The sequence below is a fragment of the Pedobacter fastidiosus genome, assembly GCF_014306625.1.
GTDB classification, from domain to species: Bacteria; Bacteroidota; Bacteroidia; order Sphingobacteriales; family Sphingobacteriaceae; genus Pedobacter; species Pedobacter fastidiosus.
The window spans coordinates 103,415-127,135 of record NZ_JACRYL010000008.1 but is presented as its reverse complement, the minus strand read 5'-3'; the positions used below and the strand labels follow the sequence as shown (position 1 = coordinate 127,135).

At 35.7% G+C, this 23,721-nt stretch carries 18 protein-coding genes; 10 read left to right on the top strand and 8 right to left on the bottom strand.

The window, feature by feature from the left end; translation table 11 throughout:
* Positions 1–124 precede the first annotated feature (124 nt).
* Positions 125–3,211, top strand: a complete 3,087-nt coding sequence (locus tag H7U22_RS10610) for a SusC/RagA family TonB-linked outer membrane protein (RefSeq protein WP_187071337.1) — start codon at positions 125–127, stop codon at positions 3,209–3,211.
* 12 nt (positions 3,212–3,223) lie between these two features.
* On the top strand, positions 3,224–5,104 hold the full coding sequence (locus tag H7U22_RS10605) for a RagB/SusD family nutrient uptake outer membrane protein (RefSeq protein ID WP_187071336.1): 1,881 nt from the start codon (positions 3,224–3,226) through the stop codon (positions 5,102–5,104).
* A 196-nt stretch (positions 5,105–5,300) separates the two neighbouring features.
* Here H7U22_RS10605 and H7U22_RS10600 read toward each other — a convergent pair whose 3' ends face one another.
* Both H7U22_RS10600 and H7U22_RS10595 read right to left on the bottom strand, forming a co-directional pair.
* The gene (locus H7U22_RS10600; RefSeq protein ID WP_187071335.1) at positions 5,301–5,615 is read right to left on the bottom strand and encodes a ferritin family protein; all 315 of its coding nucleotides are present in this window, start codon (positions 5,613–5,615) and stop codon (positions 5,301–5,303) included.
* A gap of 81 nt (positions 5,616–5,696) precedes the next feature.
* The gene (locus H7U22_RS10595; protein WP_187071334.1) at positions 5,697–6,314 is read right to left on the bottom strand and encodes a Crp/Fnr family transcriptional regulator; all 618 of its coding nucleotides are present in this window, start codon (positions 6,312–6,314) and stop codon (positions 5,697–5,699) included.
* A 116-nt stretch (positions 6,315–6,430) separates the two neighbouring features.
* On the opposite strand from H7U22_RS10595, the gene H7U22_RS10590 reads away from it, so the two are divergent.
* On the top strand, positions 6,431–6,802 hold the full coding sequence (locus H7U22_RS10590) for a hypothetical protein (RefSeq protein WP_187071333.1): 372 nt from the start codon (positions 6,431–6,433) through the stop codon (positions 6,800–6,802).
* A 123-nt stretch (positions 6,803–6,925) separates the two neighbouring features.
* On the top strand, positions 6,926–7,522 hold the full coding sequence (locus tag H7U22_RS10585; RefSeq protein WP_187071332.1) for an FMN-dependent NADH-azoreductase: 597 nt from the start codon (positions 6,926–6,928) through the stop codon (positions 7,520–7,522).
* Positions 7,523–7,600: 78 nt separating this feature from the next.
* Here the strand turns inward: H7U22_RS10585 and H7U22_RS10580 are convergent, their stop codons facing one another.
* Entirely contained in the window at positions 7,601–8,449 is an 849-nt protein-coding gene (locus H7U22_RS10580; protein ID WP_187071331.1) for an alpha/beta fold hydrolase, read from the bottom strand.
* A gap of 235 nt (positions 8,450–8,684) precedes the next feature.
* Here H7U22_RS10580 and H7U22_RS10575 point away from each other — a divergent pair, with 235 nt between their 5' ends.
* Entirely contained in the window at positions 8,685–11,219 is a 2,535-nt protein-coding gene (locus H7U22_RS10575) for a beta-L-arabinofuranosidase domain-containing protein (RefSeq protein WP_187071330.1), read from the top strand.
* Between the two features lie 52 nt (positions 11,220–11,271).
* On the opposite strand, the gene H7U22_RS10570 is transcribed toward H7U22_RS10575, so the two are convergent.
* Positions 11,272–12,543, bottom strand: a complete 1,272-nt coding sequence (locus H7U22_RS10570; RefSeq protein ID WP_187071329.1) for an Hsp70 family protein — start codon at positions 12,541–12,543, stop codon at positions 11,272–11,274.
* Positions 12,544–12,780: 237 nt separating this feature from the next.
* Between H7U22_RS10570 and H7U22_RS10565 the strand changes: the two genes are divergently transcribed.
* Positions 12,781–12,978, top strand: a complete 198-nt coding sequence (locus tag H7U22_RS10565) for a hypothetical protein (RefSeq protein WP_187071328.1) — start codon at positions 12,781–12,783, stop codon at positions 12,976–12,978.
* Positions 12,979–13,245: 267 nt separating this feature from the next.
* On the opposite strand, the gene H7U22_RS10560 is transcribed toward H7U22_RS10565, so the two are convergent.
* Positions 13,246–15,762 carry an ATP-binding protein gene (locus H7U22_RS10560; RefSeq protein ID WP_187071327.1) on the bottom strand — a complete coding sequence of 839 codons (2,517 nt, stop codon included), beginning with the start codon at positions 15,760–15,762 and terminating at the stop codon, positions 13,246–13,248.
* A gap of 682 nt (positions 15,763–16,444) precedes the next feature.
* On the opposite strand from H7U22_RS10560, the gene H7U22_RS10555 reads away from it, so the two are divergent.
* The 4 genes from H7U22_RS10555 to H7U22_RS10540 all read left to right on the top strand — a co-directional run bounded on the left by H7U22_RS10555 (position 16,445) and on the right by H7U22_RS10540 (position 20,702).
* The gene (locus tag H7U22_RS10555) at positions 16,445–17,011 is read left to right on the top strand and encodes a UbiX family flavin prenyltransferase (RefSeq protein ID WP_187071326.1); all 567 of its coding nucleotides are present in this window, start codon (positions 16,445–16,447) and stop codon (positions 17,009–17,011) included.
* Between the two features lie 158 nt (positions 17,012–17,169).
* On the top strand, positions 17,170–18,492 hold the full coding sequence (mtaB, locus tag H7U22_RS10550) for a tRNA (N(6)-L-threonylcarbamoyladenosine(37)-C(2))-methylthiotransferase MtaB (protein WP_187071325.1): 1,323 nt from the start codon (positions 17,170–17,172) through the stop codon (positions 18,490–18,492).
* 210 nt (positions 18,493–18,702) lie between these two features.
* Positions 18,703–19,851, top strand: a complete 1,149-nt coding sequence (locus H7U22_RS10545) for a prolipoprotein diacylglyceryl transferase (protein ID WP_187071324.1) — start codon at positions 18,703–18,705, stop codon at positions 19,849–19,851.
* A gap of 59 nt (positions 19,852–19,910) precedes the next feature.
* Positions 19,911–20,702, top strand: coding sequence for an inositol monophosphatase family protein (locus H7U22_RS10540; RefSeq protein WP_187071323.1), 792 nt, complete (start codon positions 19,911–19,913; stop codon positions 20,700–20,702).
* 81 nt (positions 20,703–20,783) lie between these two features.
* Here H7U22_RS10540 and H7U22_RS10535 read toward each other — a convergent pair whose 3' ends face one another.
* The 3 genes from H7U22_RS10535 to H7U22_RS10525 all read right to left on the bottom strand — a co-directional run bounded on the left by H7U22_RS10535 (position 20,784) and on the right by H7U22_RS10525 (position 23,104).
* Positions 20,784–21,335, bottom strand: coding sequence for a NifU family protein (locus H7U22_RS10535; protein WP_187071322.1), 552 nt, complete (start codon positions 21,333–21,335; stop codon positions 20,784–20,786).
* A gap of 87 nt (positions 21,336–21,422) precedes the next feature.
* Positions 21,423–22,769, bottom strand: a complete 1,347-nt coding sequence (gene purB / locus H7U22_RS10530) for an adenylosuccinate lyase (RefSeq protein ID WP_187071321.1) — start codon at positions 22,767–22,769, stop codon at positions 21,423–21,425.
* Positions 22,770–22,903: 134 nt separating this feature from the next.
* On the bottom strand, positions 22,904–23,104 hold the full coding sequence (locus H7U22_RS10525; RefSeq protein ID WP_187071320.1) for a hypothetical protein: 201 nt from the start codon (positions 23,102–23,104) through the stop codon (positions 22,904–22,906).
* Positions 23,105–23,721: the final 617 nt, after the last annotated feature.

The window sequence follows — 23,721 nt, the reverse complement described above, 5'->3', positions numbered from 1 at the left end:
ATTTAAAACGTATTAAGTTAATTTGTAACTATCTAATTTATAGTTAATTACATATTTATTTGCTTGTATTTTCAATTTAATTGAAATAGCTTTACTGCATCTAATCAATCTAACCAAATAAAAAATGAGAAAAAAAATTACCCTACTAATCGGTCTGGTTGTTTTTATCTGTTCGTTCTGTTTTGCACAGGATCTCAGCGTAAAAGGAACCATTAAAGACAAGAGCGGCAATCCGATGCCGGGTGTTTCTGTAACCATAAAGAACACGAAAATTGGTGCATCAACAAACGCTGATGGTAATTACTCCATTACCGTTCCTGCGAATTCCACTTTAGTGTTTACCGCTGTTGGATTTACCACTCAAGAGCTTGCTGTAAACAACCGAACCAGCATTAACCTACAATTGTTGGAAGAAGCAAACAATTTAACAGATGTTGTAGTAATTGGTTACGGTACTGCACAAAAGAAAGATGTTACTGGTGCTGTATCGAGCATTAAGGCAACACAGCTAGAAAACGAAAACCCAAACAGTGTTACGGATATTTTAAGGGGAAATATCCCTGGATTAAATGTTGGTTTTAACAACAGTGCAAAAGGTGGTGGCGATTTATTGGTTCGTGGAAAAACAACCTTAACCGGAACAACTTCGCCATTAATTGTGTTGGATGGTATTATTTATATTGGGCAACTTTCTGATATTAACCCAAACGATATAGAATCTGTTGATGTATTGAAAGATGCGAGTTCGCTCGCCGTTTACGGTGCAAAGGCGGCTACAGGCGTTGTTGCCATCACCACAAAAAGAGGTAGGAGCGGTTCTCCAACCATTACCTTAAATACAAACTTCGGCATGTCTACCTTGGCTAAAGATCAGCCTGTTTATGATGGGCCCGGATTTTTAAACTGGCGTGCTGATGTGCAAAGAAGTGGAGGCGTTAACCCAGCTTATATTTATAACGACCCAAATAATTTGCCAGAAGGTGTTACCCTAACCCAATGGCTTAATGGACAAACCACTACAAACCCGACAGATTTGTGGTTAACCCGATTGGGCTTATTAACCAATGAGAAAAACAATTATTATGCTGGTAAAACCGTAGACTGGTATGATATGCTTTTCGTAACAGGGCAACGTCAAGATCATACCTTGAGTATGAGTGGTAAGAAAGAAGAACTTACTTATTACATGTCTTTAGGTTATCTCAAAAATGAAAGTATTATTTCTGGCGGTGGTTTCAGCACATTTCGTACCCGGATTAATTTGGAAGGAAAGGCAGCGAAATTTTTAACCGTTGGCATCAATATGCAATTTGCAGATCGTGATGAGGGTGCAATCGAGGCTGATTATAATCAATTGCCAGATCTTTCTCCCTATGGCGATTTTTATAATGCAGATGGATCACTAAGAAGAATCCCCACGGATGATAATGGTTTAAATGCCAGGAACCCATTTCTAAATCCCACTTACAATTCGAGGTTGCAAAAACAGAGCACTCTATTTGGTAGTTTATACGGAAAAGTAACGCTCCCATTTGGAATTACCTATCAGCTAAATTTTAGTCCGGGTTTAGATCAGTATCGTACATTTAATCACCAATCTTCAAAAAATCCAAATGTTACTATTCCCGGTGGTTCGGCTCAACGTGCGCAAGAAACAAGATATAACTGGCAGTTGGATAATTTATTAAAATGGAACAAAACCTTTGCTAAGGATCATAATATCGATGTTACTTTATTGGCCAATGCCGAAAAATATTCTACTTGGTACACCAATGCTACCAATGAGGGTTTTGCCCCAACCGATGTTTTGGGCTATCATAATCTTGCCAGTGGAAACAAGCCAACCGTAAGTAGTGATGATAAGGTTTACACAGGCGATGCTTTGCTGGCTCGGATTAATTATTCTTACAAAGGCCGGTATGCAGTAACAGGTTCTGTCCGTAGAGATGGATATTCTGCATTTGGCGCAGAGAAAAAAAGAGCAAGTTTCCCAGCTGCTGCGGTAGCGTGGACATTTAGCGAAGAAAGCTTTATGAAAGATATTAAATGGTTAGACTTTGCTAAACTGCGATTATCATACGGTATTAACGGAAACAGAGAAATTAGAGATGCCAATAATGTAATAGATCCTTATGTGGCCATTCAGACTTTAACCGGCGGTAAATATCAAAGCGTAAATAGTGGCGGTACACCGGGTGAAGTAAATACGATTGTAAATAGTTCTCGCTTAGGAAATCCAAATTTAGAGTGGGAGAAAACAAAATCTTTAAACTTAGGCTTGGATTTTGGCGTATTAAACAACCGCTTATCTGGATCTATTGATGTTTACGACAAAAAAACCAGTGATTTATTAATCGGCCAAACCCTTCCAAACGTTTCTGGATATACCAACGTAATCGCAAATCTTGGTCGCGTAAATAACCGAGGTATTGAATTAGGCATTAATAGTAAAAACATTACCAGCGGACCTGTAACTTGGAATACATCGGTTAATTTTTCTTTAAACAGAAATAAAATTGTGGCTTTGGCTACTCCAAATGATGATTTGGGAAATGGCTGGTTTATTGGAAAAGATATCGACGTAATTTGGGAGTATAAAATTTTGGGCGTTTGGCAACAGAATGAAGTTGCAGAAGCCAACAAGTATAACAAGGGCATTAAGCCAGGCGATTTTAAGCTAGAAGATGTAGATGGAAACTATGTTTATAACGATTTAGATAAACAATTTATTGGCTATCGGAGTCCGAGGTTTAACTGGTCGGTACGCAACGATTTTAACATTCTAAAAAATATAGATTTCTCTTTCCAACTGGTTTCGAGCTGGGGGCAACAGCGTACTGATAATTATGCTAAAAATCAGCCTGGAAGTGTAGGCTTCGGTCGTTCCAGTTCTTACATCGTTCCTTATTGGACACCCGATAATCCCATTAATGATTACGCCCGTTTAAGCTCAGGTTTAAGTGGAACAAGTTTCAGCGTGTATCGTAAAAGCTCGTACATCCGGTTAAATACAATTGCACTTTCATACAGTTTCCCTAAAGAATTGATGGCAAAATTGAGAATTCAGAGTGCTAAAATTTACGGCAACGTATCCAATGCAGGTGTTTATGCACCAAACTGGAATCAATGGGATCCGCAAACGGCAGATGGAAATGGCAATCCTGTACCAACGCCTAGGGTTTACACTTTTGGATTAAATGTTTCTTTTTAAAATTTGATGACTATGAAAGTTTTATATAAAAAAATAATTCCATTTGTTGCACTGGCTGTTCTGCTCTCTGCAAATGGATGTAAAAAATCAGATCTTGATGCAGAGCTGTTATCATCTTTAGAACCTGCAACAACGCTAACCAATGTGGCTTCTATGAAAGCTGCGCTTGCTGCAATTGGTTCAAACATCCGCAGAGAATTTACCGGAGATATGGCGCCTATTGTAACAGAATCTATATTTTCTGAAGTTGCGGTAGATGGAACGACAGATAAAAGCACACAGGCACAGGATATGGATACCCGCGTAACGCCAGATGCAAACCTGGATAACCCAGATTTTAACCGTATTGGGTTTTATTGGACAGAAGGTTACAAAGGCATCCGTTACGCCAATACCGTAATTACTTATATTGATAATGTAACCTTTAAAGATGCCGCAGAAAAGAATGCGATTTTAGGATCGGCTTACTTTTACAGAGCTTATTATTATTACCGTTTGGTTAATCAATTTGGAGATGTACCCTTGATTCTGAAAGATATTACGGCCCCAAAACTGGATTATTTTTCAACTAAACGAGAAGTGATTTTGAAGAAAATGCAGGAAGATTTACTTTTTGCAGAACTTTGGGTTCAGGATAATGTAGATAAAGGAGAGGTAACCAAAGGCGCTTGTAGCCATTTATTAACCAAGGTAAATTTATCTTTGGGCGATTTTGATGCCGCCATTACCTCTGCAAATAATGTAATTAATGGTGGGAAATATGCCTTGATGAGAAATCGTTTCGGAAGTACCGCTGGCGATGCAACAAAAAATGTAGTTTGGGATTTGCATAGAATGGATAACAAAGCTATTCCAGCAAATAGAGAAGCACTTTTCTTAACCATCGATAGAGAAACCTTAGCCGGTTTTACAGATTTCGGTTCTCAGGTAATGCGTAATTGTGTACCCGCTTGGCATTTCGCAAATTTAAGAACGCCATCAGGTTTAAACCCAGCAATTGTAGATGCTACAACTGCCGAAATTCCGCTTACCTTAATGTACGGAAGGGGAATCGGTCGTTATCGCGGTACCGCTTACAGCACCAAAAACATTTGGACAGATAATACCGATTATCGCCATGCGCCAGGTATGTGGATGAATATGACGGATTTGGTTTATAACAATCCTGCATTAAAAAATTCATCAAACGCAACAGAAAAAGCGCTGTATGGTAAGCCACTTGTAGATGTAACGCCAGCCAATGTAAACAATATGTTTTTAAATAAGGGCTTAGATACTATCCGTCACTTTTTTGGCTGGCCACATTACAAAACCTTTATCAACTCTACCAATGCCTTGGCTATTGATAAATATTGGTCGCCACCTAGAGGAACAGACACAGATTGGTACATTTTCAGATTAGCTGAAACTTATTTGTTAAGAGCTGAGGCTTATTATTGGAAAGGCAACTTAGCGCTGGCAATGGCCGATTTAAACCAAGTAAGATCAAGAGCAAATGCAACATTGCTAACAGATGCATCAGCAATCACCATTGGAACTATTTTGGATGAACGTGCCCGCGAGCTTTATTATGAAGAGCCACGTAAAACGGAGCTTACTCGCATTGCCTATATTTTTGCGTTAACTGGCAAAGCTGCTTATAACGGCAAAACATATACATTGACTAATTTCTCCGATAACAATTTTTTCTATGATAGAATTATAGAGAAAAATGATTTCTACAGAAACAAAGTACCAACAATATCTGGCGTAAATTTTAAAATTTCTCCATATCATGTATTGTGGCCAGTTCCGGGAACCGCACAAAGATTTAATACTGAAGGGCATATTAATCAAAACAAAGGTTACACGGGTTACGAAACCAATGTGCCGGCGCTTGATAAAATTCCTTAATAGGATAAAAAATAATTGGTTATTTTAACTATTTAACCTTAAAATTTGGTTTAATTGAGGCTTTGGCCGAAGGCAGTTCGAGAAATCGAGCTGCCTTTTTTAATGATTTGTTTCTTAAAGCGCCTCATTCCACCTTGGCCCCAATCTAAAGATCCGGACTGGGAAAATATAATGCTCGCAATTAAAATAGGCAAGTCTATTCAGCCGCTTCTTCACCCTTACTACCCAATTTAACAATATCGCCTTTTTTAAACAAGATGGCTTGAAGCGTAATTTTCCATTTATCTTTTTTGCGAAGTAGAAATTCGAGATCCATGCCAAAGTGTTTCATTTCTTCCTGCTGTGCATTTTCCATAATCGCTTTTGCTTCCGGATCTTTTTCAACGGCAATTCTTTGCTCATACCAACCTATGGCTTCTGCCTCTTCGGTTAGCGAGGTAATCATTCTTGCGAAAGTTCTGGTTTCTTCAGACAGTTCTTCTGGTGGTTCGTGGTATTGATCTGTTGCCATAGTTTTAGTTTTTAATGTTTAGTGTTTAAACAAAAAACAGTACTAAACTAAAAATGTTTTCAAATCAATCTTTCCAAATTATTAAGCCGCATCTTTTTTAGATCGAACAATTTTATTTCTAATCCTACTCAGGGTTTCCATCCGCATACCGAGGTAACTCGCTATACATTTTAAAGGAAGTTGGGTTACACCAAGCGGACTAATTTCTATAAATCGTTCATAACGTTTCTGCGCAGAAGGAATTCTAGCTAAAATAGATCTTTCAGAAGCCTGATGATATTGCATAGCAAATATTTTTCTGCTAATAATATTGGTTTCAGGAAATTGAAGGTACAATTGGTCGATTAAATCGTAAGGAATGGCAAGCAATTCGGAATCTTCCAAAGCCTGTAGGTACTCAATTGATGGTTTTATAGTATTGCCTGGATCGCGAAAAGCACCAATAATCTCTTTGCCAAAACTAAACCAAGTACTAATATCCTTTCCTTCTTCTTTTATGAATCCTCTTACAATACCACTGTTAACAAAAAATAAATAATTGTTGGGCTCTAAAGGAGAAAGTAAAAACTTGTTCTTTTTAACATTAACAGAAAAAGTTTTGGTAACAATCTCATCAATAAATCCTTGTGTTACCGGGTAGATCGAATTAAAATAACGAATTAGTTCTATTTGTGGTGTAGTAGCTTTTTGCGTAAACATTATGGTTTGGTTTGAATCTACATACGACAAAACTTGTAGGAATGGATTTTCTGAATGAATTATTTACCCAAAGATAAGCTGGGAGGGGTTATTAAATTCAATGTAATTCATTATAAATGCGTAAGTTTATAAATACCCTCCTAAAAATGGGGCTTTCCCATTTTTATAATTACCCTAAAATGCTAAGTAAAGAATTGAATGCGCAGGCTAAAAAGTTCCTGTACGAATTAAATGATGCTAGGCACGAATATAGTTTTTCTACCAGCGATAAATGGGCAATTACAGAATGTACAGCTTCCAAAAAGGCCACTATAGAAAAGGAATTTTATCCTGTTCTTTTTACAGAATGTAATCCTGATGATCTTCCAGCTTTCGCCAGCCTAGTATCATCCTTGTTAAATAAAACAATTGAAATCGACGTAGTTAAATCAAATCCATCAAAAGATAGAGTCTTTTTAGTTGCTTATTGCTTAAATAAAAAGTCGTAACTAAAATTTAAACCCATTTAAATTTATATTACTATCCTAAACGATAGCACTATCCTTTGGTATAGTAGTATCTTTTTGATCTTTGCTATAGATAATTTTACAGCTCAAAATAAAATTATTTATATGAACATATTACATTTAATTTCGAGCCCACGCGGTGGCGCATCTTTCAGTATTAAACTTGGTAATGCAGTAGTTGAGAAACTGCAGGAAGCCAACCCAAATGCTAGCCTAAAAATACATGATCTTACCAATAAGCCTTTTCCACATTTAGAAGAAGCTCATTTAAACTCATTTTTTACGCCTGTAGAACAACACAGTCCAGAAATGATAGAAGCCATTAAACATTCTGATGAAGCTATTGCGGAGCTTTTAGAAGCCGATGCAATTGTTATCGGTGTTGGTATGTATAACTTTAGTATTCCATCAACCTTAAAAGCCTGGATAGATCATATTGCCAGAGCGGGTAAAACGTTTAGTTATTCTGCTAATGGCCCAGAAGGATTAATTAAAGGTAAAAAAGTATATCTAGCCATCACTACTGGAGGTGTTTATTCTGAAGGACCAATGAAACCTTATGATTTTATAGAGCCATATTTAAGAGCTGTTTTAGGTTTTATCGGTATGACAGATGTTACCGTTATTAGAGCAGAAGGCTTAAATATGCCCGAATTTAAGGAGGTAGCGCTTGATAAAGCGATAGAAAGTATAGCCGTTTAATTTATTTATAGCCTGCAAAGCTAAATGGTAAAGCATTGCAGGCTATTATTTTTTCACCTAGGGTCGATTTTAAATTCTTTAAGTGCCATTTGCCTCCATATCCGATTCCATGGCTTGCTCTAAATTTTTGTCGCCGTTAATATAAGCCATTATTGCAGCTATCGTTTCTTTAGGCTCGCTTATTTGCGGATAATGCCCCGTTGCGTTTAATATGTGCATCGTGTTTTGAGGCATATTATCATTAATGTATTCGCCAGCAGAAATTGGTGCCATGGGATCTTCAGCACTTTGTACAGTTAAGCTTGGTACTGTTAAGTTTTTAAGTTTGCTCCTGTAATCAGAACGGAAAGTGGCATTTGCAAAGCTTAATGCAATTTTTGGGTCCATAGCTTCAAAACACTCTTGCAGAAATTCGGATAGGGCAGGTCTGGCTAAATTACCCATAGCCATAGGTGCAATTAACGCAGCCCAGCTGAGAAAATCTTTAGCCATAAAATTAAGCAATGATTCGAGTTGTTCTGTTTCAAAACCACCAAAATAATCTCTATCATTTAAGTACCTTGGCGATGGACCAATAAAAATAAGTTTATCAAAAACTTCAGGAATCTGCAAGGCTGCAATCATTCCAATCATACTGCTCACCGAGTGACCAATAAATATAATGTCTTTTAAGTTTAGCGCTTCAATAATATCTACAACATCACAGGCATAACCCTCCAATGTAGAATATTTATGAAAATCGTATTGGCTTACATCTGATTTTCCAGAGCCCACATAATCAAACAAAACCAATTTGTAATCTTTAATGAAAGCATCTGTTATAAATTTCCAAGAACTTTGGTCGCAACCAAAACCATGCGCAAACATAATTACCTTGGTTCCCTCGCCAAGAATGTTAACATGGTTTCTTTCTATTATGGATTTCAAGATGTGTGTGTTTGGATATGCGAATTTATGCAACAAAACAACAATTAAATCATTCACTTTGTTCAAAATAAGTGAGATTGTTGTAACAAAAATTTTGCGAACAGTCACACGCCTATAAATCATTAATAATGGAATAATTTAAGATTGTTCGTTTTTGAGTTAAGTAAATCGATTTAATATGAATTATAAATATTATTTTAGTGCCTGATACACAAATCGAAACCAAATGTTTTTTATGGAGAACCACAACAATCGTTTAACTAAGCGAATTTTAAGTTTGTCATTCATCGGAATAATCTGCTCCAGCGTAGTTTTTGCACAGAGTGAAAACTATGTATTCAATAGAAAACCGCTAGATCAAAATGTTTCTGTTCAATTGCCCTTAGGCAGTATAAAGGCCAAAGGATGGTTGCTTAAGCAATTAGAAATGCAAAAGGATGGAGCAACTGGTATGGCAGAAGATCTTTATCCGGAAGATGATAATTTAGGGAAAAACTCGGATTGGCTGGGCGGAAAAGGTTCTGGCTGGGAACGCGTACCTTATTATGTTAAAGGATTAATTGCACTGGCTTACACTTTAGATGATGCAGGGTTGAAAAATAAAGCTCAGAAATATATCGATTGGACCTTAAATAACCAACAGGCAAATGGTTTGTTTGGTCCACCTAAAATGAAAGATTGGTGGCCACGGATGCCCATGATGTACGCTTTACAAAGCTATTATGAGGCTACAAGCGATAAAAGAGTAATTCCTTTTTTAACAAAATACTTTAAATATGAGCTGGCCAACCTTGATGCTGATCCGTTAAAAGAATGGGGGAAATCAAGAGCTGGCGACAATATGGAAATCGCCATCTGGCTTTACAATAAAACAGGTGATCAGTTTCTGTTATCTCTAGTAGAAAAGCTGAAAAACCAAGCCTACCCATGGACGGATATTTATAGCGAAAACCAGTTTTTCTTTTATGGAGACGATTTCCAGCCGAAACATATGGTAAATGTAGCACAAGCACTTAAATTACCTCTAGTTTATGCTCAGGCTAATGCTTTGCCAATTTATCGCACTGCAATGGCAAAAGGGATTGAGCACATTATGCATGATCATGGTCAGCCAGAAGGTTTGGGTTCTGGTACCGAATTTTTGGCCGGACGAAGCTCTACACAAGGCGTAGAAACCTGTACCGTTGTAGAGTGGATGCAAAGTTTAGAAACGGCAGCAAGAGTTCTTTCTGATGCCAATATTGGAGATCAGTTAGAAAAAGTTGCTTTTAATGCGCTCCCTGCACAATTTAGCCACGATTTTAAAAACCACACCTATTATACCTTACCCAATCAAGTGCAAGGGGTATGGGGCGAACATGGTTTTAATCAAGATTATGCATCGGGCATTGTTTCTAGTCCATACTCTGGTTATGGTTGTTGCCGTTACAATATGCACATGGGGTGGCCTTATTATGTAAAAAACAGTTGGGTGGCAACTCCTGATGGTGGTTTAGCTATAGTGAGTTATGGACCGATGGAAGTTGAAGCTTTAGTTGGAGAGCATAAAAAGATAAAGATTACCGAGGATACCAATTACCCATTCGATGAACAAATTAAACTTGGCCTAACGCTAACTAGCGCAACTGATTTTCCGTTATCCTTACGAATTCCATCCTGGAGTATTAAGCCGGAAATTAAATTAAACGGAACCGTTTTGAAAGACGTAAAGGCTGGAGAAATTTACAAAATTGCGAGAACGTGGAATAACGGTGATCAACTCGAATTAAATTTTCCAATGCAGATTAAAAGTCAGCAGGAAGTTAATAACTCGGTAAGTATAGAACGCGGACCAATGGTTTATGCGTTAGAGATTTCTTCAGCCAGTAAAATTATTAAGGAACATTCGGTTAAGGGCTTTGCAGATTACGAAATTAAACCAACATCTCCATGGAACTACGGATTGGTATTAAACAATGGAGCAATCTCCAAAGCTATAAAAATTGAAAAAACGGTGATGCCAGAAAATCCATTTGATGGGATAAAAACACCAATAAAATTGAAATTGAAGGCAAAGCGGATCCCAGAATGGGGGATGGCATATAATAACATTTCAGCATTTGATGTTCCCTTTAGTCCGGTTTTATCTAACGAGCAAGAAGAAGAAATTACGCTTATTCCTTATGGAGCCGAAAGCATTAGATTAAGTTGTTTTCCAACAATAGGTAAACCAATAAAAACAGTTAAAAATTTAGATGAAAACTTTACCAATGCAATGCCACTAAATTGGGTATTTTATGGTGGTGGCTGGTATTGGAAGGATGGAGCAGTTCACTCGGCCTCTAACGCAAGTTCCGGAGGATTTGGCATTCATGGGTCGAAAATAATTGCTACCGGAACAGATTTTAGCGATTTTACCTATCAAGCAGATGTTAATGTAAACACCGCAGGCGATGCCGGCCTAATGTTTAGAGTGAGTGATCCTGCCATTGGTGCCGATGCTTACAAAGGTTATTATGTGGGGATAAATCCAATTTCGGGTAACATTGAGATGGGCAAAGCAAGTAATCAAAAATGGGTTGTAATCAGTTCTGCCAAATACCCTGTTAAAATGAATAACAATTACAAGTTAAAACTTGTAGCAAAAGGAAATCAGTTTAATGTATTTTTAGATGGATCGGAAAAAGCCATCCTCTCTGCTACGGATAATGAATATGGCTCAGGCAGCATAGGTTTAAGAACCTATAATGCTCAAGCTACTTTTGATTCGGTAAAGGTAAAAAGTTTATAAAACAATTTGTTCGCAACCTAAGCCTATCCAATAATCAATAGCCTTAGGTTGCTTAATTATTTTCGAATAGGTAACCGCTATACGCTAATCCTTTTGCCACACTTTTAAAATTATCTCCCGAATTTAAAGTTAGGTGTGGAAATTTTGTTTTAAAGATGTTTTGGACTGCAACCACCATCGATGTTCCGCCAGTTAAGAAAAGGCTGTCTATATCTTCACTCTTGATTTTATTCTTCAGCATGAAATCTTCAAGATACGCGGTAATCCTATTAATATCTTTATCAATAATGTTTTGATATTCTTCTGAACTTACATTTTCGTTAATCTCTATTTCCATATTCGAGTATTGAAAAGAAGCGGTGTTTTTGCTTGATAGATTGATTTTTGTTTTTTCAATAGCCTGAAACAAGGAGTAGCCTAAGTTATTATCGACTAGCGTGATCAAATTTTTAAAATTCTTATCATTGTTAGAATAGTAGTAATAATCTTCCATATCCTTTTTAATACGGAGGCCATTAAAAAAATTCATCTTATCCCAAGAGCATATATTGGCAAATAATGATTTGGGAACATTAAGCACTTTTCCTGGCGTGGCCTCGTAAAGTGTATTTTTGCCAAAGTGCGGTGTTCCTCGTTCCCACATAAAAGCAGAATCAAAACTATCGCCACCAATATAAATACCACCAGTGGCCATCATATCGTTTTTTCTATTTTTGCTTCCCACTTGCGATGGGTCTAGCACCAAATAAGTAAAATCTGTTGTGCCACCACCAAGATCGGCAACAAGAACATTTTCCTTCTTTGTAAGTGTTTTCTCATATGCAAAGGCTGCGCCGATCGGCTCAAACTGAAATCGAACTTCGGTAAAACCTGCCATTATAGCCGCTTTGTTTAACCTTGTTTGTGCAAGGGTATCTTTTTGTGTATCATCATCATCAAAAAAAACAGGTCTGCCAATTACCGCTTTTTTACAATCCTGACCAATAATTTGATCCGCTCTTTCTTTAAGTTCGATCAATATAAGCGAAACTAAATCGGATGCATTATATCTTTTGTTTTGGATGCGGGTTTCAGTAAAACTACTTCGAGATAAAATCTGTTTAATGGATTTTATAAAACGACCCTTCATGCCATCTTTTAAGTACGATGAAATTGCAGACTCGCCAATAACATACTTTTTTTGGTTTGAAACTTCTACATCTTCTGGAAAGTAAATTAAAGATGGGATAATAATGGTTGATACGATTTCTTTTTTGTCTTCATCATATATCGCTAAGGCAGAGTTGGTTGTGCCAAAGTCAATTCCATATAGAAAGTTTTTCATCGTAAAAAAGGGGCTAAGTATGTCTCAAATATTGGGGCGACGAAAGTATTAAAAAAACATCGAAAATGAAAGTTCTAAAATGAAAACGTATTCTTGAACACAAAAAATGTTTGAGCGTGATCTTCTGAAATAGAAAATGTTAAATTTTAACATAAAAGCAATAATACGTAATCTTAATAATACAAATTAATTATACTAAATTCTTTATTATTGCTCAATAATTAATTTAGTAAACACATGAGCACAATCAGAAAAGGCCAGATTGCCGATTTAGATTTGAGTAGTGGCCGAGGAGTTATCATTGATGAAAATGGTCAGGATATTTCTTTTGAGCTTAATGAGCAGTTGGCTCAAGTAGGAATTAATGCTGAAGTTAAATTTCAGATAGAGCTTGGGCAAGAAGGGTTAAGAGCAGTTGCTATTGAGCTCCCATAGTCGTTTTCCACTAAATAATGCAGATTAATCTATTTATATAATCAATTGGTCTACTTAATTTTGGTAGCATTAGCAATTAATTAAATTTGAATGTTATTAATTTAACGCTCAACACGGAAATGAATCGTTTATTCAGGATTGAATAAACGAGAAATATACACCATTTTGTACTGGTGTGTAAAAACTACAATGGGCTTTATGCCCAACTAGTTTAGTTACGATAAAATGCAGGATGCACATTCTGCATTTTTTTGTTTACGGATTTTTCTATTGCTTTGAGGTAGATGCACCTATCAACGGAATAATGAAATAAAATGTAGATCCCTTACCCATTTCGCTTTCCATCCAAATTTTTCCCTGATGTTTTTTAATAATCTCTTCACAAATATATAAGCCCACACCAAAACCGGCTATTGTTTTAGTATTTGGGCTATCAACTCTGAAAAAGCGATTAAACAATTTAGACTGATCTTCTTTATGAATCCCAATGCCTTCATCTTCAATGCTCACTTGTACAAAATCCCCAATAATTTCGCATTTAAGCGCAATTAGCGAATCCTTTCTGGAATACTTTGCCGCATTACTGATTAAATTATTTATTACGTTACCGATTTTCTGCTGATCGGCACAAATATTAATGTTTTGCTCTCCAATAACTTGTATAAAATGTCCGGGCATCAAAACCCGATTTTCTTCAGCTATAGATTTTATTAATTCAATTAAATCGAAATTGCTTTTTTGAAGCTTAATATTGCCAGATTCTAGAACAGAAACGTTAAGAAAACCATCAACCATTCCCGACATTCTTTTGAGCTGAATGCTCACTTTAGTTAGGGTTTCCTTCGTAAAAATATTATCGTCTTCTTTAAGCTTATACTGCAATAGCTGAATGTACGCACTGAGTGAAGTAAGTGGTGTTCTAAGTTCGTGACTTATCATTCCGATGAAATCGTTTTTACGTAATTCCTCTTCTTTCTGTTCGGTAATGTCCAAAACGGCGCCTGCTATGTATAGCGCCTTATCTTGACTGTCATAATATGTTTTTCCGGTGGATCGTAACCATTTTGCCTGATTGCCTCCAGTTGGATTAATCTTATATTCAATATTAAATGCAGTTCGGTTGTGGAGTGCTTTTTTTAGGCTTCCCGTTAGGTACTCCAAATGTTCATCTGCAACCAATGCTTTTGCTAAATCTAAATCTAACCGATTGGTTTCTAGACCATAAATTCTTTGTGCCCGCTCTGATAGAATGAGTTTTTTAGAAATTAAATCAATATTCCACGAGCCCATACTCGATGCATCCATGGCAAGCTTTAAGATATCTTTCGCTTTTTCGAGTTCCTTTCTATAATTGGCTTGATCGGTAACATCACTTATAATAACCAAAATACTGGTTACTTCATCTTGATCATTGTTTAAGGGCTGATAAGTAGCATTAAAATACCCCTCTTTTACCAATGTAGATACTTTTAATGCATCAATGTAGAGTGGTTTTCCGGTATTAAATATATTTTTTATTTTGTTTAATACTTCTCTTTGGTTGGCTACTTCTGGTCTGGCAACCTCTTGTGGCAAACCTATTACTTCATTTCTTTTTTTGCCCCAAAGCGCTAAAATATTATCATTTGCGAACTCGGTAATTAATTCGCGGCCTTTAAGTACGCACATTCCAAGCGGAGCCTTTTCAAAAAAACCTCTAAATCTGTTTTCACTTTTATATAGCTCTTCTAAAATGCGCTCTAAATTGTTTTGCGTTAATGCCAAACTTCTATTGCTCTCTAATAAATCGGCATTGGTGATTTCCAATTTTTGGTTTATAATGGAGAGAGATTCGTTTAGTTTCTCTACTTTTGCCCTGCTTAATACCTCCTCTGTTACTTCAGAAGCAACAATCATAATACTTTCAGTTACTCCATTAGAATCTTTTAGTGGGTAGTTTACAAAGCTGTAATAGCCCTCTCTAATTTGTCCATCTCGTTTAAGCAATACTTTAGATGCCTCACCATAAATGGGCTTTCCAGTTTCAAATACCTCATCCAGTATTTTTGGATATACCTGATCTGCCAATTCAGGTATCGAGGTAATAAATGGGAAACCAACAATGCTGTCCGTTTTATCAATAAGCTCCAACATCTTAAGGTTTGCCAACTCCAAAATATGTTGTTTGCCCTTTAAAACAGCAATTCCTACCGGAGCTTCAGTAATCATATATTTTAATCTGGCTTCGCTGATCTGCAGTTCTTTGGTTCGGTCCTTTACCCGTTCCTCTAAGTCTTGATTAATTAAAACGAGCGCTTGTTGGGCCTGATTTAATTCTTCATTGGTCGCTTCCATTTCCTCTAGCATGGTCGCCAATTCTTCGTTTAAATTTTGCTCGCGACTTAAAAGATCAGCCTTTTCTGCATCCTGCTGAATGTTTTCATAAATGATAATAATAATGTAAGATGAAAATGCTTGATCATCAATTATAGGTAATAATTCTACCTGCAAAATATTTTCTCTTGTTTCCGAATAACTTGGTTGAACTTTTAAAGTTATTTTTTCTTTTAACTCAATGCATTTAGAAATCCCTTCACTGAATATTATTTTGCCTTCAGCGTTAAAAAAATCAGCAGGTTTAAGAATTTTGTTGGCTTTAGTGAGTAATGATATTCGCTCTAGCAAATTATTATAAGCCTTGTTCTTATCAATCAATTGAGATTTGTGTGCTACATTTATAATAAATGTTGGATTTGCTGATTGATCAAGCAAAGTTTTTAAGAAAACATTTGATAATAAATCCATTGATTAGAAGAGTCGCTTGGTTATCAAAATAACTGTCTTAATTAGGGATGTAGACACGTATAATTTATCCCAATTTACGAATAATTATTTATATAAATCTTATTCATATTTTGCAAATATTCCAATAGATAATAAGTTTTGGCAACTTGGATGGTAATTGTGATTTACATGCCTAATTTCATACCCAACAAAAGAATAGTAAAGTTTTATGTTGTCGATTTTTCTAGATAAAATCTCAAGAAAATCTTATTCTTCTCTTTTTGTATTTGGATCGTTAAATGGAGCTAGATCTTGATTTTATTCATATGGAAATTAAATTTCCTAAACTTTTAAGAACAAAAAAATAGAAAATTGTAGAGCTAATGAGAATGTTTTGTGGCCTGATTTACGCTTTCAATACACGAAACTTTCTAATATGGACTTTTTAATGTTAAGTAAAAGTTAATATTTTATTGTTTTTTATAAAATTAATTCACTGAAAATCAATAGATTGACTTTTGTCAACGGAAATAGTGTGTTAAATACACGATTTAACAGTTAACAATCAACTTTTTTTAAAAAAATATATATATTTGTTCTTACCCTTTCGAGGGTATGTTTTTCATAGGTAGATGTAGGGTCAGAACTTTGTTCTGGCCCTTTTTTGTTAATTTCTATTCAATAAAACTTACTTTTGTTTGTTATGATAAAAAAGAAAGTAATTGTTGCGGTTACCGGTGCTAGTGGATCTGTTTATGCTAAAGTTTTGTTTGATCAATTACAAAAGTTAAAAGATCAAATAGAAGCAGTTGGTGTAGTAATGAGCGATAATGCTAAAGAAGTTTGGCGGTTTGAATTAGGCAATCAGGCTTACAATGATTACGACTTTACCTTCTACAACAAAAATGATTTTAATGCGCCATTTGCTTCTGGCTCTGCGAAATACGATACGATGATTATTATTCCTTGTTCTATGGGAACCTTAGGGAGAATTGCACACGGCATATCTAATGATTTGATTTCTCGTGCAGCCGATGTTGTGTTGAAAGAACGGAGAAAACTGATTGCAGTTGTTAGAGATACACCTTTTAGTTTAATCCACATCAATAATATGAAAACGGTTACAGAAGCTGGCGGAATAATTTGCCCGGCTAATCCATCTTATTATAGTTTGCCAAAAACCATCGAAGAAGTTGCTGGAACTGTTGTGAGTAGGGTTTTAGATTTGGCTGGTTTTGAACAGGAAAGCTATCGTTGGCAAGAGAAATAGTTTCAATTGGCAATTTCTAGTTTCAATATCGCTGGGCCTCAATAACTTTAAAACACAGTCGATAGCCAGAGATGAAATGTTAATTCACTGTAATTTACCTCTTATCTCAAATCTCCTATCTCTTATCTCAAATCTATTTTCCTATCTTTGCAGACTCAATGAAAAAGGTCGCATTTTATACATTAGGTTGCAAGTTAAATTTTTCTGAAACCTCTACCATCGGGCGTTTATTTACCGATGCGGGTTATGCTGTTGTAGAATTTCAGGATCAGGCAGACGTATATGTAATTAATACTTGTTCGGTTACCGATCATGCTGATAAAAAATGCCGTAAGGTTGTTAAAGAGGCATTAAAGTATTCGCCTAATGCTTATGTAACCATTGTTGGATGTTACGCCCAGTTGAAACCTCAAGAAATTGCCGAGATAGAAGGCGTTGATATGGTTTTAGGCGCTGCGGAAAAATTCAGAATTGTTGAATATATTTCTGATCTAACTAAAAACCAAAAGGCAATTGTTCACCAACAAAATATAGAAAAGGTAAACCACAATTTTATTGCTTCTTACTCAATTGGCGATAGAACGCGTACTTTCTTAAAAGTTCAGGATGGTTGCGATTACCCATGTACGTATTGTACAATTCCATTGGCTCGTGGGGCAAGTAGGAGTGATACAATTGAGAACGTGGTAAATCGTGCCAAAATAATTGCTGAAGGTGGTGTTAAAGAAATCGTGTTAACAGGTGTAAATCTAGGTGATTTTGGAATCAGAAACGGATCAAGAGAAGATAAATTTTTCGATTTAGTTAAAGCTTTAGATGAAGTTGAAGGCATAGAAAGAATCCGTATTTCTTCTATTGAACCCAATTTATTAAGTAATGAAATTATTGAATTTGTTTCAACCTCAAAAAGATTTGTTCCGCACTTTCATATTCCCTTACAATCTGGATCTGATAAAATTTTAGGCTTAATGAAACGCCGTTATCGTAGAGACTTGTATGTTGAGCGAGTGGCTAAAATTAAAGAAGTGATGCCCAATTGCTGTATTGGTGTAGATGTTATTGTAGGTTTTCCAGGCGAAACAAAAGAAGATTTCTTAGATACCTATCAGTTTTTAAATCAACTCGATATCTCTTATTTACACGTATTTACCTATTCTGAACGTGAGCAGACTGCTGCTGTGGAAATGAAAGGGGTAGTTGCCGGAAGTGAGCGGAACGAAAGAAGTAAAATGCTTCATATTCTTTCTGATAAAAAACGCAGAGCCTTCTACCAATCTCAAATTGGTAGCTCCGCAGAAGTGCTTTTCGAAGCCGATCAGAAGTCTGGTTATATGCATGGTTTCACTAAAAATTATGTAAAAGTTCGAGCAAAATACGATCCCATTATGGTTAATGAACTTAAAGGTGTTAAGCTTTTAGAAATTACTGCCGATGGAGAAGTTGAAGTTGCCGAATTAGAAACTGCTTACGCACATCATTAAATTGTTTTTTAGTATTATATAGAGAGTATCAGGTATCGAGATTAGCTGTGTCTAGCCTCTTCCACCTTTTGTCTTTCTGCTTTAGTCTTTCACCTTTATCCTTTTCGCTTTTTCCTTTAGTCTTTAAGCTTTGGTCTTTCACCTTTAGTCTTTTAGCTTTCACCTTTAGTCTTTCAGCTTTCTTTACTATCTTCGCATCAAACTTTTTGTATGTTTCCTACCGTTTCGCACTTTTTACAATACTTATTCGGGATTAATCTTCCCTTACCATTTAATACTTTCGGGGTTTTTGTAGCGCTAGCATTTATAGCAGGTTATTGGGCTTTTTCTCAAGAACTTAAGCGTAAAGAAGCGTTGGGCATTCTTCATCCATTTAAAAAAACAATGGTTGTTGGGCAACCTGCAACAACTTCAGAACTTCTTTTAAACGGTTTGTTCGGTTTCATTATCGGCTACAAATTGGTTTATGCATTGGTTAATTATAGCCTTTTTGTAAATGATGCGCAGTCTATTCTAATGTCGACTAAAGGAAACATTATAGGTGGATTGTTTTTTGCTGGCTTGTTTGCCTATTGGGATTACAAGGAGAAAGATAAAAATAAGCTTGCTAAAACAAAAAATGTTGAGGTAACTGTTCATCCGTACCAATTAATGAGCAACCTAATTGTTTGGGCTGCGGTGTGGGGATTTCTTGGTGCAAAGTTTTTTGATAATTTAGAATATTGGGACGATTTCGTTCAACATCCAATCGAAAGACTTTTATCTTTTAGTGGATTAACCTTTTACGGAGGTTTAATTTGTGGTGGTGCAGCGGTTCTGATCATTGCAAAAAGAAATGGAATTAAGCCATTGCACATGCTTGATGTTGGCGGACCAGGAATGATGCTTGCTTATGCCGTTGGCCGTATTGGTTGCCATTTGGCTGGCGATGGCGATTGGGGAATTGTAAATAACAATCCAAAGCCTTTTTCTTGGCTTCCAGATTGGTTATGGTCCTACAAATATCCAAACAATGTAGTAGGAGAAGGGATTCCAATTCCGGGTTGTAACGGTAAATTTTGTGCAGAGCTTGCACAAGGCGTTTACCCAACTCCAATATATGAAGTCATCATCTGCTTAATTCTTTTTGCATTTCTTTGGCAAATTAGAGACAAAATTAAAGCACCAGGACTCATGTTCGGTATTTACATGATCTTAAATGGGATTGAGCGTTTCTGCATCGAATTGATTCGAGTAAACTCAAAATATCATGTTTTCGGCTTATCTTTTACTCAAGCAGAAATGATTTCGACATTCTTAGTGGTGGGTGGAATTATTTTATCTGCTTACGCCTTGCGAAACAAGAATAAACTCGCTTAAAACCATTTATTAAATTCATTAAAAATCCAACAACCAATCTTGGTTTTTGTTAAACAATTATGAATTACGAATTACTGTGCAATAAGGTAATCTCCATTGTAAAGCTCACCGGAAATTTTATCCGTAAAGAAGCGATGCAATTCGATGCCAATAAAATAGAATACAAAGGTTTAAATGATATGGTTTCTTATGTTGATAAAACAGCAGAACAGAAACTGGTTCAAAACCTTGAGAAACTGATTCCAGATGCTGGATTTATTACCGAAGAAAAAACAATCAGCAGAGAAGGAAAAATTTATAAATGGATTATTGATCCTTTAGATGGAACCACTAATTTTATTCACGGCATTCCTGCTTATGGAATTAGCGTTGCACTTTACGAAGATGGTTTAGCTGTAATTGGTGTAGTTTATGAGTTAAATAGAGGAGAAATGTTTTATTCTTTTAAAGGTGGAAGTGCTTTTATGAATAAAAAAGAAATTCAGGTTTCAGTAAATCCAGATTTAAAATCGAGCTTACTGGCCACTGGATTTCCCTATTATCAATTTGATAAGCAGCCTCAATACTTAAAGCTTTTGGAGGAAATGATGCAGAAAAGCCATGGTGTTAGGCGAATTGGTGCAGCAGCAATCGATCTTGTTTATACAGCCTGTGGCCGTTTTGATGCTTTTTTTGAATACAATTTACAACAATGGGATTTCGCAGCTGGGTGCTTTATTGTTCAACAGGCCGGGGGAGAAGTTTTTGATTTTTCAGGAGGATGTGATTTCTTCAATAAAAGAGAGATTCTAGCAACCAATGGAAAATTGACAGAGGAGATGTTGGAAGCAATGAAGAGACATTTTAACTAGTAACGATTAATTTAAAAGCATAAAAAGGGCTTACTAAAATTTAGTAAGCCCTTCTTTTATTTAATTTGAAAAATGCGCTTTTTATAGTGCTTCCGAAACTACATCCGTAACTTCTGGAACCATTCTTTGCAATAAATTCTGGATCCCAGATTTTAAAGTCATGGTAGAAGAAGGACAACCACTGCAAGATCCACGTAATTCTACAGTTACAACACCTTCATCAAAAGATTTATAGCTAATTGCGCCACCATCTTGCTCTACAGCCGGGCGAACGTAATCGTGTAGAATTTGCTGAATTTTGATTTCAGTTTCAGTACCTTCAAAACTAGGCGCTTCTTCTGAAGTTGCCTCTTTAATCTTCAATTCTGATTCTACGGCACCTTTAACAAACTCCTTTAAAATGGCCTCAATATCAGCCCATTCTGCATCTTCAGTTTTGGTAACTGTTACAAAATTACTGGCAAAAAACACACCAGCAACAAAGTTAAACTTGAATAACTCCTTTGCAAATGGCGATTGTTCCGCACTATCTTTAGTAGCAAAATCTTCACTTCCATTAATTAACAGCTTGTTAACCATAAATTTCATGGTTGCTGGGTTAGGAGTCTGTTCTGTATATACGTTAATCGTCATGTCTTTAATCAATTTGAATAAACAAAATTAACAATTACTCATCAATAAAGCTTTTCTACGCTGTCTGTTTAGCGTCAATTTAATTTACTAGAAAACTCCTGTATAGTTAAAAGGAGTAATTGTTCTCAACTGAACTTTTATTTCTTCTGAAACGGCTAAACCTTCAATAAATTCTGCAATGCTAGCTGCGTTGATTTTTGAATTTGTTCTGGTCAATTCCTTTAAAGCTTCATACGGGTTAGGGAAATTTTCTCTTCTTAAAACGGTCTGAATAGCTTCGGCCACAACAGCCCAGTTATCATCCAGATCTGCATGCAAAGCTTGCTCATTTAAAATAATTTTGTTTAATCCGCGTAAAGTAGAATTTATAGCAATTAAGGTGTGCGCCAATGGAACGCCTACATTTCTCAATACTGTAGAATCCGTTAAATCTCTCTGTAAGCGAGAAATAGGCAATTTTGCGGCAAAAAATTCGAACAGGGCATTTGCAATTCCCGCATTTCCTTCTGCATTTTCAAAATCGATAGGATTAACCTTATGTGGCATAGCCGATGAGCCAATTTCTCCTGCCTTGATTTTTTGTTTAAAATAATTTTTGGAAATGTAAGTCCAAATATCTCTATCTAAATCGATTATGATGTTGTTAATTCTTTTCAATGCATCACATTGAGCAGCGAACTGATCATAATGCTCAATTTGTGTAGTGTGTTGCGCCCTGCTTAAACCCAATGTATTATTTACAAAGTCGTTTGAAAAATCGACCCAGTTTATTTGTGGGTAAGCAATGTGGTGTGCATTGAAGTTTCCTGTTGCACCACCAAATTTTGCGCTATTTGGAATGGACTTTAAATTTGCCAGCTGAATGCTCAATCGCTCAGCAAAAACTAAAAATTCTTTGCCCAATTTGGTAGGAGAAGCCGGCTGTCCATGGGTAAAGGCAAGCATCGGAATGTCTTTCCATTCTACAGCCAAAGCATTTATCTTTTCTATTAATATCGCGATAGCAGGGTAGTAGCTTTCGCTTAGCGCCAATTTAATCGTATAAGGAATCGCCGTGTTGTTTATATCTTGAGAGGTTAGGCCAAAATGAATAAACTCTTTATAGTCTTGAAGATTTAAAGCATCGAATTTGTTTTTGATAAAATATTCAACCGCTTTAACATCATGATTGGTTACTTTCTCCGTTTCTTTGATTTCCAGCGCATCCGTTTCTGAAAAATTTTGGTGTATTTTACGTAATTCAGCATAAACACTTCTATCAAACTTTTCTAATCCAGGTAAATTAATTTCACAAAGTGCAATGAAATATTCGATTTCAACAAAAACACGATATTTAATTAATGCTTCTTCAGAGAAATAGGCAGCTAAACTTTCGGTAGTCTTTCTGTAACGACCATCAACGGGGGAAATAGCTTGTAGTGAGGTTAAATTCATTAGGCGAAATATATTTTTTCGCAAATTTACTACAATTGATGGATTTTCGGGGATTTGGGATGTAAAGAATTCCTGTTGTAACAAAAAAGGCTCTGAATAAAACTCAGAGCCTTTTCGTATTAGTAAAATTTAGACTACATTTTTTTTGTTGTGTCTTTCATCATTGTGTCTTTAACCATAGAATCTTTAACTGTAGTGTCTTTAACAGTAGTATCAACAACTGTAGAATCAACAGTAGTAGAATCTGCTGCGCCATCTTTTTTCTCTGATTTACAAGCTGCTACTGATAAAGATAAAGCTAAAGCTAAAAAGCCTAATTTGAATGCATTTTTCATTTTTTTTCGTTTTGTTGTGGTTTTGAAATTAATTAATTATCTATTTATACTTAAAAAATGAAAAGGTAACCCATATTTTTTAAATAAAAAAGATTGTAATGAAAATTAGAATCATTTTCATTGTTAAGAATAAAATAAATTAGTCTTTTTCTCTTTAAGTAGTGATTATAGCTTTAATATAGCGAATTTATTGTAGATTTTTTAATGGTTTGTAAATCGCAGTTGTATAAATAGAATTATTGTTGATTCAATTAGAGTAGTATCTGCGCCATCAACTTTTTTAGTCGATTTTCCACAAGCAAAAAAGGTTAAAAATAAATCTAGCCAAAAGCAGGATTAGATTGCGTTTTTCATAATTGATGAATGTTTTAGGGCTAGATTAATATTCTTGCCTCCAATTGAAAAACTTAACCTGAAATTTTAAAATAAAAAAAGGCTTTGGACATAATCCAAAGCCTTCTCTTATAAAATAAAGTTTAAACTAGTGTTTAACTTCAGTTTTTTCTGTAGTTACTTTTACAGTTGTATCTTTTACTGTAGAATCTTTAACGATTGTATCAACTTTATTAGTATCAGTAACGATAGCTGAAGAATCAGTTAATGTAGTATCAGCGCCA